This is a genomic window from Glutamicibacter sp. NPDC087661 (assembly GCF_044743275.1).
Lineage (GTDB): Bacteria > Actinomycetota > Actinomycetes > Actinomycetales > Micrococcaceae > Glutamicibacter.
Genome location: NZ_JBIUWE010000004.1, coordinates 167,063 through 179,600 on the forward strand (window position 1 = coordinate 167,063; position 12,538 = coordinate 179,600).

Here is a 12,538-nt window from a genome sequence, read left to right on the forward strand (position 1 = left end):
ATCATGAAATACGCACTGGACCCGACCCCGTTCCATTCCACCCATTCGCTGCTCCAGTTCCCGGAACTGGCAGCGGAGCTGGGCTATGACAGCATCCAGCTGACACCGCATGCGGACATGATTCCGTTCTTCACCCACCCCAAGGCCGACGATGACCTGGTCGCGCAGCTCGCGGCCCGTTGCCGGGCTTCCGGGGTGGAGATCGCTTCGGTGCTACCGGTACTGCGCTGGGCCTCGCCCGATGAGAATTTGCGCCAGGCCGCGGTGCGCTACTGGAAGCGCGCCATCCAGATTGCCGTGGATCTCGGCGTGAACCAGATGAACACTGAATTCTCCGGGCGGCCGGAACGCGCCGAGGAGTCCGAGGCGGCATTCTACCGCTCCATGGAAGAGCTCGTGCCAATCATTGAGCGCGAGGGCATCAATGTGGCCATTGACCCGCATCCGGATGATTTTGTCGAAGAAGGCCTGGCCGCTTGGCGGGTGATCCGCGGGGTGAACTCGCCGAATCTGTCCTTCGTCTACGTTGCTTCGCATTCCTTCCACATGAAGGACAAGCCGCTGGATATCATGCAGGCAGTGGGAGAGCGGCTGCGCGTGGTGCACGTGGCGGACACCATGAACCATCATGCCTCGCACGGGTTGCGCTACATCACCAACCCGCCGGGCAATGCGGTGCGCGTGCACCAGCATCTGAAGCTTGGCGATGGCGACGTGAACTGGGACGAATTCTTCTCCGGCCTCGTGGCCAACGGATTTGCCGACCGCCAGGACAGCGTGATGGTCTCCTGCGTTTTTGCCGAGAACGAGAACGCCGTAGCAGTCGCCAAGTACCAGTTGGAGCAGATGCGCAGCCGCGTTGACGCTGCCCGTGCCGTGCGCGCCTAGCCAAACCGGCTTCCCGAGCCGAATTGCAACATGACGAAAGCCGAATCCGCAAGGGTTCGGCTTTCGTCGTCCTGCCAGGGGCCATCCTGCGCAGAAGGCGGATCCAGCAAGAGCCGCAAAATGCCGTGATGATCTGTGGGCATGGTCCCGGGAAGTGGCGGACCGGGAGGCTGCGGCAGTCCAAAAAGCAGTATCCGCCAGGACAAAATGTCCAAGAATGCTTGCCCAGAAAACACTGATGACGTATTGTCCTTACATAAGGGCTGTGAAGCCCATCACTTTCAATTATCGACGGGGCCGGAATAATGCTCAATGGCCCCCGCCGCACCGAGTGGAGGAAGCCGGATCGCAGTTGATCCGATGGATGGCCGCAGGCCAGCCACGCTTCCACCCGGGCAATCCAAAGGAGTCCCCATGTCCAGTGCGCAGAGTGCTTCTGCAGAGTCGAGTCTGCCGCCCCTTAGTCCGGGCCCCCATGCAAAACGTCTCGGTTTAATCTCCATCGTTGCCTGTTTCGGCGGTCTGCTTTTCGGCTATGACACAGGTGTTGCCAACGGTGCTGAAGGCCCGATGGCCGCCGAGCTGGGCCTGAATCTCCTGCAGATTGGCGTGGTGATCAGCTCGCTGGTCTTCGCCGCCGCAATTGGCGCACTGGTCGGTGGGCAGATCGCTGACGTGTGGGGCCGGCGGAAAACCATCATCATGCTGGCAGTCCTCTTCTTCGCGGGAAGCCTGCTGGTTGTCTTTTCGCCTGCTGGACCGGAACTGGGAACGTTCTCGCCCTTTGGCTACAGCGTGCTGATTGCCGGACGCATCATGCTCGGATTGGCCGTCGGCGGCGCATCTACGGTCGTACCGGTATACCTGGCTGAACTGGCACCGTATGAAATTCGCGGCTCGATCACCGGCCGCAATGAGTTGGCCATCGTCTCGGGCCAGCTGGCCGCCTTCGTCATGAACGCGATCATTGGAACCGTTCTGGGCGGGACCGTGGATGGCATCTGGCGTATCATGTTCGCGATTTGCGCCTTGCCGGCATTGGCGTTGTTCTTCGGCATGCTGCGCATGCCTGAATCCCCTCGCTGGCTCGTGGAAAAGCGCCGCTATGCCGAGGCGTTGCGGGTGCTCAAGACCGTGCGCTCGCCTGAACGCGCACTGGCCGAAGTCCACGAGATCGAGATTGTCGCCGACGAGGAAAAGCTGGCTAACAAGCCGGTGGGCATCAAAGCGGTGCTGAAGAACAAATGGCTGATGCGCATCATCGCCATCGGCATCGGCGTTTCCATGACTCAGCAGCTCACGGGCATCAACTCGATCATGTACTACGGCACGCGCGTGCTGGAAGAATCCGGGATGTCAGAGCAGCAGGCAGTACTGGCGAATATCGCCTTTGGCGTGGTTGCTGTCATTGGCGGAATTATCGCCCTGCGCAACATGGACCGCATGGACCGCCGCAAGACGTTCCTGATTGGCCTGTCGCTGACCACCACCTGCCACTTGCTGGTGGCTATCGCGGGCATGCTGCTGCCAGTTGGCAGCCCGATCCGGCCAGTGGTGATCCTGATCCTGGTGGTTGCCTTCGTGATGTCCATGCAGACATTCCTGAACGTGGCCGTCTGGGTATGGCTGGCTGAAATCTTCCCGCTGCATATGCGCGGACTGGGCATTGGCATCTCGGTATTCTTCGGCTGGACGACCAACGGCGTGCTGGCACTGTTCTTCCCGTCGCTGGTCTCCGGGATCGGGATTACCGGATCCTTCTTCATCTTCGCTGGCATCGGTGTGCTGGCACTGTTCTTCGTAGCCACTCAGGTGCCTGAAACCCGTGGACGCTCGCTGGAAGCGCTGGAAGAGGATGTTTCCACCGGAGCGATCTACCACGTCAAGCCTGTGGTCAACGCCTGAATCCCGGCGCATCGCTGAGCTGGCAAGCCCAGCCCCCGCCGCATGGCAAGGGGCTGGCCTCGCTGCTATGCCCGGGGCCTTGCCGTGCTGCCTCGCACTACCAGCTGCGGGGCATGGGTGCTGGAAGCGCCCGGGGCGTTCAGGGCCGCGTGCATGGCGGCTTGGGCCAGTGCCGCGACATCTTGCCGAACGCTGGTCAGATCGGCGTGCGCCAGCCTGGCGAATTCACTGTCGTCATAGCCGACCAGGCAGATCTGCTCGGGAACATGCAGGCCGGCAAGGTCGATTGCTTGGCGGGCGCCGAGCGCCGCACGGTCATTGAAGGCCAGTACCGCTGTGGCGCGTTCGGCTGGGGTAGTCGCTTCCAGGTATTCGCGCAGGACCGTGAAAGCGGTGGCGTCATCGGGGCCAGCTGGGAGCACTTGGCCGTGCGCGTTGGCGCGGGCGGCGGATTCGGCAAAGGCATCGCGCCGCTGTTGCGCCGCGATGGCAGTTCCGCCATCCAGATGCAGCAGCCGTGTGTGGCCGAGCTGGGCCACGTGGCTGACGGCTTGTTCAACGCCGGCAGCTTCGTTGGTAATGACTGATGGGATGCCGTCAATCGTGCGCAGCAGGCTGATTATGGGAAGCTGCTTGGAGGCGTGGACCAGTTGAGCCGGCGGAAGTTCCGGGAACAGGCCAATCACCGCTTCGACTCCCGCATCGATCAGCGTATTGAGCACTCGGCGTTCATCGCGGTGCCTGCCGGTAGCGCCCAGGATGATCTCGAAGCCGTTCTGGTCTGCCTGCTCGTACAGGGCATCGGCCAATTCTGCATGCAACGGTTCTCCCAGCGCCAGGGCCAGACCGATGGTCCGGCTGCGGCTGCTGCGCAGCGACCGCGCGCGCGAATCCGGGCGGTAACCCAACTCCGCGGCCGCCTGCTTGACTCGGGACCGGGATTCTTCGCTGGCACCCTCGGCATCGCGCATGACAATCGAGGCCAGCGCTACCGAGACCCCAGAGGCGCGGGCGACGTCGGCCAGTGTGGGGCGTTTTGCAGGGGGTGTCGGCATGGGCGGAACTTTCTTCTAGAACGTTATAGACAGTTGCTATCCAGTGTGCCATGATTTTCCTGAACACTAAATCTAGAACGTTCTAGGAGAGACTTCATGGCTTACCAGACCCTGCCAGAAACTTCAGTAAAGCCGCTGCGCCTGGCCGTTATCGGTACCGGGTGGATCGGAGCATTCCACGCCCGCACTGTGGCGCAGCATCTGCGGGATGCGCAATTGCATGTCATAGCGGACCCCGCGCCGGGCCGGGCCGCTGAACTGGCCGCTGAGCTTGGTTGCCCGAACTACACCGAAGACATCGCCGACGTGCTGGCCGACGACAGCGTGGACGCCGTGGTTATCGGGGCGCCTTCGAGCTTCCATGCTAGCTTGATCGCCCAAGCCGCCGCAGCCGGAAAGCACATCTTCTGCGAAAAGCCGGCAGCGCACGCGTTGTCGGACTTGGACGCCGCGCTTGACGCCGTGGAGGCTTCCGGGGTGCTGCTGCAGATCGGTTTCAACCGGCGCTTCTCCCGGGACTTCGCCGTTGTGGCGGAACAGGTGCATTCCGGAGTTATTGGCACCCCGCAACTGCTGCGCTCGCTGACCCGGGATCCAGAAGTGGCCGGCGGGCTGCCCAACGCGGCAAAGATCCGTTCCCACGTCATTTTCACTGAAACCCTGATCCACGATTTTGACACCCTGAACTGGTTGAACCCGGGAGCCGAAGCAGTGGAAGTCCACGTCATGTCCGATGCGCTGGTGGCCCCTGAGCACCGGGGCTCCGGTTTGCTGGATACCGCCGTGGTGAGCCTGCGCTACTCCAATGGGGCAATCGCCGTGGCCGAGGCGAACTTCTCGGCCAGCTACGGCTATGACGTGCGCGGAGAAGTCTTCGGTTCAAAGGGCATGGTGCAGGCAGGCAATCCGGTGCAGCTGGCCGCGGCCAGCTTCGACAGCCAGGGAGCGCATGCGCCAACCGAACGGTTGAACATCGAGCTATTCGCCCAGGCCTACCGCGAGCAGCTCTCGGTCTTCGCCCGCAAGATCCGGGGCTTGCGCGAGGATACGGCTGATGCGGCCCTGGCGGTCCCCACCGGCGCCGACGCCCGCGCAGCCCTGCGCATCGCACTGGCGGCCTTGGAATCCGCAGAATCCGGGCTGCCGGTCAAGTTGGAATCCGCCACCCGCCTTGCGGTGAACCCATGAACGGGCAACTGGCGGTCTGTGCCGAAACGGTCTTCCTGGACCTTCCGCTGATCGACCGGGTGAAGCGCCTGGACGAGGCCGGCTTTGAAATAGAACTCTGGGATATCCGGGGCAAGGACGTGCCGGCATTGGCGGCCACCGGCGCCCGTTTCGGCTCCATGACAGGCTACAGCGCAGGCAGCCTCTGCGATCCGGACAGCGCGGCAGAAGTTGTTCGCACCGCCAAGGAATTGATCCCGGCAGCCCAGCAGCTGGGCATCCACCGGCTAGTTGTGCATCCGGCCCAGCTCGTTGACGGGCAGGCGGCCAGCCCGCAATTCCGGGCTACCGGAGAGATGTGGCTCACCGCAGCGCGAACGCTGGAAGCACTGGGCCGCATCGGCGAAGAGCACCAGGTCACCTTCATGCTGGAGAACCTGAACACGATCCTGGATCACCCTGGAATCCCGCTGGGACGCGCCAAGGACACGATGTCCCTGGTCAAGGCCGTCGGGCACCCGAACGTGAAGATGATGCTGGACCTGTACCACGCCCAAATTGGCGAGGGGAACCTCATCGAACTGGTGCGCTCGGCGCTTCCGCACATTGGGGAAATCCAGGTCGCAGACGTACCCGGACGGTGCGAGCCGGGCACCGGGGAGATCAACTATCTGGCCGTCGCCCGTGTGCTGGCCGAGCTGGGTTATTCTGGCCCGATCGGCATGGAGGCCTACGCCAGCGCAGATTCCGAAGGAGCCATCGCGGCCTTTGCCCAGGCGTTTTCACCGCTGTCCAAGCCCGTGGCGCGCTAGCCATCATGCACCGAGCATCGGAATGAGAGTCTAAAGCCCAGTGGCGGCAGCAGGAAAACCTGCTGCCGCCACTTGGCGTGCGTTCCGAGAAGCTACGCGCCAGCGCCGAAAGGCAAGCGCGAATCCATGCTCTGCGAATCCCAAGTCTGGCGGATCCAGCCGTGGTGGGGATCATCGCTGATCAGCCAATCGCGCACCCGCCCCGGGCCGGCCATGACGTTCAGGTAGTAGAGGTCGTATCCCGGCCCAGCCATGGCCGGGCCATGCCAGCCGTAGGGGACCAGGACAACGTCCCCGGTGCGGACTTCGGCATTAACGTCGATGGGGCGTTCATCCGAGGCATAAACGCGCGCGTAGCCGATGGGATCGCTTGCCGCCTCGGCGGGCATGCCCTGGGCTAGCTGCGTCTCGAAGTAGTAGATTTCCTCGAGGCTGGTTTCGCCTTCCTTCTCCTGATCATGCTTATGCGGAGGGTAGGAAGACCAGTTGCCCGCCGGAGTGATGACTTCGCAGACGATGAATCGGTCCGCTTCCAGGGCGGCCGGGGTGCCGAAGTTGTGGACCTGGCGGGAGCAGTTTCCTGCGCCGCGCAGCTCCACAGGGGTCTCTTCTGCCCTGATCAGCCGGGTCGGGTAGGACTGCTTGGCCGGGGCCAGTGCGACGGCGACCCGGCCCCCTTTGGCGGAGCTGATGGACAACGCCGTGTTGATGCCGGTGTAGAGGACATCAGCAGGTCCAGCAAAGACTGATTCGCGACCCCTGAGAACGTGTTCTGTTCCTGCCATGGCGACAGTGAATGATTCGCCGCTGAGCGGGACCACGATCCGCTCTTCGCCGCAGGCCTCCAGTTCAACTGTTTGGCCAGGGGCCAGCTCAGCTACCTTGAGACCGGTGTGTGCCCAGCCGTCTATGGAAACGGCTGAGTCATGGGCACCGAGCGAGATGCTCCATTCTCCGTTAGCGGCCGAACCTGCAGGGTAAATCCAATCGGTCATCAGTCGATCCTTTCGACGGCAGGGGACAGGTGCCTAGCGTTGCACCAAGGTCATTTCAAAACTGTAGGCGTCTGCTCGATAAACATGGGAGCCGGTTTCCACGTTGCGCCCAGTGTCATCCACCGCGGTGCGCTGCATGGTCACCAGGGCTGAACCGGCCGCTGCGTCCAAGGTCTTGGCCTGGGCTTCATCTGCAGTCGTGGCCCCGATGCGCTGCTGGGCCAGGCGGAAGTTCACCCCTGCTTCGCGCAGGAGCTCGTAGAGGCCATGGGCCTGCAAGGACTTTTCGTCCAGCTCGACAATGTCGTCGCGAACCCAGTTCTCCATGAGGGCCAGCGGGCTGCCTCCGGCAGAACGCAGCCGGGTGAAGTGGTAGACAGAGACGTCCTTGGGCAACGAAAGAAGATCCTGGATCTCCGGCGGAGCGGGAATGTGCTCGAAGCTGAGCAGGGTGGTAGAAGGCTTCTTCCCGGCGCGCTCAAGGTCGTCATTCAGGCTGGACAGCTCAAGATGCCGGCGGATCTGGCTGGAAACAACCTGCGTTCCCACACCGCGCTTGCGCACCAGCAGGCCGGACTGGACTAGGTCATCCATGGCCTTGCGAATGGTGGGCCGTGAAAGCCGCAGCCGCTGGGCCAGCTCGATTTCATTTTCCAGTCGAGTGCCCGAGGCCAGCGAACCGTCGCGGATCGCGCCTTCGATGCCTTGCGCTACCTGGTGGTAAAGGGGAATGGGCGAAGATCGGTCGATCTTGATGCTCAGTGGTGTGCTCACAGTTGCTCCTTGCCGGCGACTTTGTCATGATATGTCGCTTTGACAGGACAAACTATATATGAAAGTTCACGATTTGGGCATCCTTTGGCTGGAAATCCAATCATTCCAAAGCATTCTCCACGCAAGTTGGTGATCCCCGGCGGCGTTGCCAGCCGCGGGGTTCGAGTCAGACATGAGGTCCGACAAGGGGAATTGGACAACAGGTTGGATTGTCCAATTGTCCAGATAAGAAATTCGGCAGATTCCATTGCCCGAGGATTCCAGTGGCACATATGGTTTTTTGGAACGGTCCAAGACTTGAGGCGAGCCGCGGCGGCCACAGGGAATCACGGCGTTAAACGCCGCAGACAGGAGAACATCATGAATGAACAGCGCAGCATCGGCGTGGGGCTGATCTCGGTGGGATGGATGGGCAAGCTGCACGCTCGCGCCTACAGTTCGGTGCCCTATGCTTATCCAGAGCTGGGCATCAAGCCAAGACTGGTCATAGCCGCGGACACCGAGCAGTCGCGAGTCGACTTCGCGATCTCAACACTGGGCTTCGAGCGCGGAACACTGGACTACCACCAGGTGCTAGCCGATCCCGAGGTGGATGTCGTCTCGATTTGCGCTCCGAACTTCCTGCACGCCGACATGGCGATCGCCGCAGCGGAGGCCGGCAAGCACTTCTGGATCGAAAAGCCCGCCGGCCGAAGCCTGGCCGAAACGCAGGCTATCGAGCAAGCCGCCATCCGCAATGGCGTGGTCACCTCGGTCGGGTTCAACTACCGGCATGCGCCAGCTATCGCACGCGCCCGCCAGCTGGTGCAAGAAGGCCGGCTGGGATCCATCGCGAATGTCCGCGCCAGCTTCCTTGCCGGATATGCGGCAGACCCCCGGGCCGCTTTATCGTGGCGCTTCAACCGGGAGCTGGCCGGCAGCGGGGTGCTTGCTGACCTGTTCAGCCATGCAGCTGATCTATGCAGCCATGTTGTCGGCCCCATCCAGGGCATTTCCGCATCCACCAATGTCATGATCCCGTCCCGGCCGAAACTATCCATGGGCCAGGGCACGCATTTCGACCTGATCGAAGGCGGTGAGCAAGGTGAGGTCGAGAATGAGGACTACGCCGCAGCGTTGGTGCGTTTCAGCCCAGAAGGCGTGGCGGACCGCGCGATCGGAACTATCGAGGCATCCCGGGTGGCTGTGGGACCGCAGTGCGGTTACCGACTGGAAATCTACGGCACGGAAGGTTCGGTCAAGTGGGATTTTGAACGCATGAATGAACTGGAAGTCGTGCTCGGTCGAGACAATGAAGAGCAGGGATTCACGACGGTGATCGGCTCGCCAAAGCATGGCGAATACTCCCGGTTCCAGCCAGGCCCAGGGAACGCGATGGGCTTTGACGACCTCAAGACCATCGAGGCCAAGAAGTTCCTGCTGGCTGTCGCCGGTGGAGAGAAAACGAACTCCACCATCGCCGATGCGGTGGCCGCAGCCGCAGTGGTCGAAGCGGCCGAAGCATCTGCCGCAAGCGGCACGTGGCAGGCGCTGGATGAGCCTGTGCGCGCTGCGAGTGTGCAATACTGACCGCCATGCCTGACTCGTCGCGCCGCCGCCCCACGATCCGGGACGTCGCCAAGCATGCCGGGGTCTCAAAATCCTTGGTCTCCCTGGTGCTCTCGGATCCTAGCAAGGTCAGTTCGATGCGGCGTTCGCTGGTCGAGGACTCCATCCGCGAGTTGGGCTATCAGCCCAACCTGGCAGCGCGCTCGCTTTCGGCCGAGAACCGGCATGCCATTGGCGTTGTCCTGGGGGAACTGCATAATCCCTGGGTTCTGAGCGTCGCGGAAGTGGTGCGCGAACAGTTGCAAGCAGCAGGACTTGACGTGCTGTTCAGCGCGGCCGCGATCCACGACGGGCAGGGCGTTGGGCCTGCGGAATTGCAGACTTTGCGCGATTTGCGGGTCAGTGGAATTCTCATCGTCGGATCAGCCGATGACGCCGTCAGCTTCGAAGCCGCCTTGGGTGAGACTCCCGCGGTATTTGTTGGCGGCGGGCGCCAGGCCCAATCAGGCACTGGCGCGGTTTCGGTTGATGATGAGCAGGGCTTCGGTTTGGTGATTGACCACTTGGTCGATCGCGGAAATGCGCGGATTACCCATATAGCCGGTGGCGCTGGTCCGGTTTCTGCGATGCGCGAAGCTGCCTATCATCGGGCGATGCTGCGCCATGGCTTGCGCCAGCATGTACAGGTGGTGGAAGCCGGGCCAACGATTCAGGCCGGGCATGAAGCCGTAGCGCGGTTGCTGGCCTCGGGGGCACGGCCTGAATCGCTGGCTTGTTTCAATGATCTTTCCGCCATTGGGGCGCTGCAGGCTCTGGATGAGGCTGGCGTGTCTGCGGCGGTGACTGGCTACGACAATATTTCCCTATCGTCGCTGGGAAGAATTTCGCTGACCAGCATCGGCTCGGATTCGGAAGATCTCGGTCGCAGCAGCGTGCGGCTGCTGCTCCAATTGATGCGGAATCCGGAAGGAAAATTTGCACGTCAGTTGATGATTCCACCGCGGCTTATCGTGCGCTCCTCGTCGCAGCTGCACCGTTGAACCCTGTGAAAGCGGCGTTTCGCCGTGCTTGTCAAGGTCGGCAAATTACTCGTCTTCACATCCTTATGTCTTAACAAAGTCTTGACGGATCGCTTTTCGTCACGCACACTTTAGGCATCTTGTGATTCAAGTCACGGAACATCTTGTTAAGGCGGCCCGCCCCAGGGGACAATCGGGGTGCGCCGGGGATTCCTGAAGGGGAAACGAATATGGGAAAGCCAATTTGGCGCAAACTCGCAATCACGCTCGCCATCATTCCAGCATTGGGGCTGGCGGCTTGCTCGTCCACTGGCGGGCGTGCACCGGAACCGGAAAGCAATGCCGGTGGCGGTGCGGTGGCGGCTACTGACCGCATCAAAATCGCGGTCATCACCCACGCGGCTCCAGGAGATACCTTCTGGGACATTCTTAGAAAGGGCGCTGAAGAAGCTTCGGCCAAGGACAACGTAGAACTCCAGTACCTGAGTGATCCTGATGGCGGACGCCAGTCCCAGCTGATCGAGCAGGCTATTGACCAGGGCGTCGACGGCATCGCCGTGACCCTGGCCAAGCCCGACGCCATGGCTGGAGCGCTAGGCAAGGCTGCCGATGCCGGGATCCCCATTGTCAGCTTGAATGCCGGTGAAGCCCGATTCAAGGATCTCGGAGCATTTGCCCACTTCGGTTCCAATGAGCAGCTTGCAGGCCAGGCCGCTGGCGAAAAGCTGAAGGAGGCGGGAATCAAGAAGCCGATATGCGTCATCCAGGAACAGGGGCACGTTGGGCTTGAAGCACGTTGCGCCGGCGTGAAGAAAATCGTCCCAGACACCGAAATACTCTACGTGCAGGGCACTGACATGACCCAGGTTGAATCAACGGCAACCGCAAAGCTCCAAGCCGATAAGCAAGCCGACGCGATCATCGGCCTGGGCGCACCCATCACGATGACACTGCTCAAGGCTAAAGCCACGGCGAAGTCCGAGCTCGAGGTAGCTTCCTTCGACATGAACTCGCAGTTGGTTGAAGAAATCACCAAGGGCAATGTGATGTTCACCGTTGACCAGCAGCCTTGGTTGCAGGGCTACATGGCAGTTGATGCGCTGTGGCAGAACAACCGTGGCGGCTTCACCATCGGCGGTGGACAGGCGACGTTGACCGGCCCGGCTGTTGTAGACAAAGCCGTCGCTGAGCAAATTACCAGTTTCGCCCAAGAAGGCGTCCGCTAGCCACATCCCCTCGGCGCGCGCCTGATCTGCCGGTAGCGGCGATCCGGCGCGCAGCCTGGACACGGAGGAAATCCCATGTCATCTATAACAGCTTCACCCTCTCAAAAGAGAAAATCTCCGGCTCTGGACGAGCGCGTCGGCAAGAAAAGCGCATTGTCTATCCTTCTGGGCCGTCCGGAGATCGGTGCTCTCGTGGGCGCCATCGCCCTCTTCGTATTCTTCGCCGTCGTCGCTCCGGTCTTCCTGGCTCCCGCATCCTTGGCCACCGTCCTCTATGGGGCTTCGACCATCGGCATCATGGCCGTTGGCGTGTCACTGCTGATGATCGGTGGCGAGTTCGACCTATCCACCGGTGTGGCCGTCATTTCTTCGGCGCTCAGTGCATCGATGATCTCCTGGTACTTCGGTCTCAACGTCTGGGTCGGCATTGCCTTGGCCCTGGTCGTCTCGCTGCTGATCGGTTTCATCAACGGAATCATCCTGATCAAGACCAAGCTGCCATCCTTCATCGTGACGCTGGCCAGTTTCTTGATGCTCACCGGCCTGAATCTGGGCCTGACGCGAGCCATTGGCGGCTCGGTGTCCTCTCCATCTATTGCGGATATTGAAGGATTCCAGAGCGCAAAGGCGGTCTTTGCCTCTTCAGTCAATATCGCCGGGATCGACGTCAAGATCACCGTGTTCATCTGGATCGCCATGGTGATCATCGCTTCCTGAATCTTGCTCCGAACCAAGATCGGGAACTGGATCTTCGCCGTAGGCGGGGATGAGAAGGCCGCTCGCGCCGTCGGCGTTCCAGTGGTCCGCACCAAGATCGGACTCTTCATGGCCGTTGGATTCTGCGGCTGGGTGCTGGGCATGCACAACCTCTTCGCCTTTGACTCGGTGCAGTCCGGCGAAGGCATCGGCAATGAATTCCTCTACATCATTGCCGCGGTCATCGGCGGCTGCCTGCTCACCGGCGGTTACGGTTCAGCCATTGGCGGCGCTATAGGGGCGTTCATTTTCGGCATGGCGAACAAGGGCATCGTGTACGCGGAATGGAATCCGGACTGGTTCAAGTTCTTCCTTGGCCTGATGCTGCTCTTGGCTACGGTGGTCAACATCGTGGTGAAAAAGCGTGCGGAATCCAGCAAGTAGGAAGCCAAG

Annotated in this window: 10 protein-coding genes and 1 pseudogene; 8 read left to right on the forward strand and 3 right to left on the reverse strand. The window is 61.5% G+C overall.

The genetic code is table 11. The features are described 5' to 3' along the window. Positions 1-3 precede the first annotated feature (3 nt). Positions 4-888: a sugar phosphate isomerase/epimerase gene (locus tag ACIOTN_RS12255; protein ID WP_105656543.1), complete on the forward strand. Its 885-nt coding sequence runs from the start codon at positions 4-6 to the stop codon at positions 886-888. Between the two features lie 414 nt (positions 889-1,302). Continuing rightward, complete coding sequence (locus ACIOTN_RS12260) at positions 1,303-2,793, forward strand: sugar porter family MFS transporter (protein ID WP_105656542.1); 1,491 nt, start codon at positions 1,303-1,305, stop codon at positions 2,791-2,793. 65 nt (positions 2,794-2,858) lie between these two features. Here ACIOTN_RS12260 and ACIOTN_RS12265 read toward each other — a convergent pair whose 3' ends face one another. Further along, positions 2,859-3,848, reverse strand: a complete 990-nt coding sequence (locus ACIOTN_RS12265; RefSeq protein WP_402735425.1) for a LacI family DNA-binding transcriptional regulator — start codon at positions 3,846-3,848, stop codon at positions 2,859-2,861. Positions 3,849-3,944: 96 nt separating this feature from the next. Here ACIOTN_RS12265 and ACIOTN_RS12270 point away from each other — a divergent pair, with 96 nt between their 5' ends. Next, positions 3,945-5,036: a Gfo/Idh/MocA family oxidoreductase gene (locus ACIOTN_RS12270; protein ID WP_402735426.1), complete on the forward strand. Its 1,092-nt coding sequence runs from the start codon at positions 3,945-3,947 to the stop codon at positions 5,034-5,036. After that, positions 5,033-5,827: a TIM barrel protein gene (locus ACIOTN_RS12275; protein WP_402735427.1), complete on the forward strand. Its 795-nt coding sequence runs from the start codon at positions 5,033-5,035 to the stop codon at positions 5,825-5,827. The genes ACIOTN_RS12270 and ACIOTN_RS12275 overlap by 4 nt, the downstream gene beginning before the upstream one ends. Positions 5,828-5,919: 92 nt before the next feature. Here ACIOTN_RS12275 and iolB read toward each other — a convergent pair whose 3' ends face one another. Further along, a complete protein-coding gene (gene iolB / locus ACIOTN_RS12280) occupies positions 5,920-6,822 on the reverse strand; it encodes a 5-deoxy-glucuronate isomerase (protein WP_402735428.1) in 903 nt (300 codons plus the stop codon). Between the two features lie 33 nt (positions 6,823-6,855). After that, the gene (locus ACIOTN_RS12285; protein ID WP_332486354.1) at positions 6,856-7,596 is read right to left on the reverse strand and encodes a GntR family transcriptional regulator; all 741 of its coding nucleotides are present in this window, start codon (positions 7,594-7,596) and stop codon (positions 6,856-6,858) included. 360 nt (positions 7,597-7,956) lie between these two features. Here ACIOTN_RS12285 and ACIOTN_RS12290 point away from each other — a divergent pair, with 360 nt between their 5' ends. From ACIOTN_RS12290 to ACIOTN_RS12305, 4 genes and pseudogenes are all read left to right on the forward strand, one after another. Further along, positions 7,957-9,165: a Gfo/Idh/MocA family protein gene (locus ACIOTN_RS12290; protein WP_402735429.1), complete on the forward strand. Its 1,209-nt coding sequence runs from the start codon at positions 7,957-7,959 to the stop codon at positions 9,163-9,165. Between the two features lie 5 nt (positions 9,166-9,170). Further along, a complete protein-coding gene (locus ACIOTN_RS12295) occupies positions 9,171-10,184 on the forward strand; it encodes a LacI family DNA-binding transcriptional regulator (RefSeq protein ID WP_402735430.1) in 1,014 nt (337 codons plus the stop codon). A 209-nt stretch (positions 10,185-10,393) separates the two neighbouring features. Further along, positions 10,394-11,389 carry a substrate-binding domain-containing protein gene (locus tag ACIOTN_RS12300; RefSeq protein ID WP_402735431.1) on the forward strand — a complete coding sequence of 332 codons (996 nt, stop codon included), beginning with the start codon at positions 10,394-10,396 and terminating at the stop codon, positions 11,387-11,389. Positions 11,390-11,464: 75 nt separating this feature from the next. Next, positions 11,465-12,529: pseudogene (locus tag ACIOTN_RS12305) on the forward strand (ABC transporter permease). The last annotated feature ends 9 nt before the right edge of the window (positions 12,530-12,538 follow it).

Coding starts and splice junctions, on each gene's coding strand:
- ACIOTN_RS12275 (WP_402735427.1), top strand. CDS start 5,033: ATGAACGGGCAACTGGCGGTCTGTGCCGAAACGGTCTTCCTGGACCTT.
- ACIOTN_RS12255 (WP_105656543.1), top strand. CDS start 4: ATGAAATACGCACTGGACCCGACCCCGTTCCATTCCACCCATTCGCTG.
- ACIOTN_RS12265 (WP_402735425.1), bottom strand. CDS start 3,848: ATGCCGACACCCCCTGCAAAACGCCCCACACTGGCCGACGTCGCCCGC.
- iolB (WP_402735428.1), bottom strand. CDS start 6,822: ATGACCGATTGGATTTACCCTGCAGGTTCGGCCGCTAACGGAGAATGG.
- ACIOTN_RS12290 (WP_402735429.1), top strand. CDS start 7,957: ATGAATGAACAGCGCAGCATCGGCGTGGGGCTGATCTCGGTGGGATGG.
- ACIOTN_RS12260 (WP_105656542.1), top strand. CDS start 1,303: ATGTCCAGTGCGCAGAGTGCTTCTGCAGAGTCGAGTCTGCCGCCCCTT.
- ACIOTN_RS12300 (WP_402735431.1), top strand. CDS start 10,394: ATGGGAAAGCCAATTTGGCGCAAACTCGCAATCACGCTCGCCATCATT.
- ACIOTN_RS12270 (WP_402735426.1), top strand. CDS start 3,945: ATGGCTTACCAGACCCTGCCAGAAACTTCAGTAAAGCCGCTGCGCCTG.
- ACIOTN_RS12295 (WP_402735430.1), top strand. CDS start 9,171: ATGCCTGACTCGTCGCGCCGCCGCCCCACGATCCGGGACGTCGCCAAG.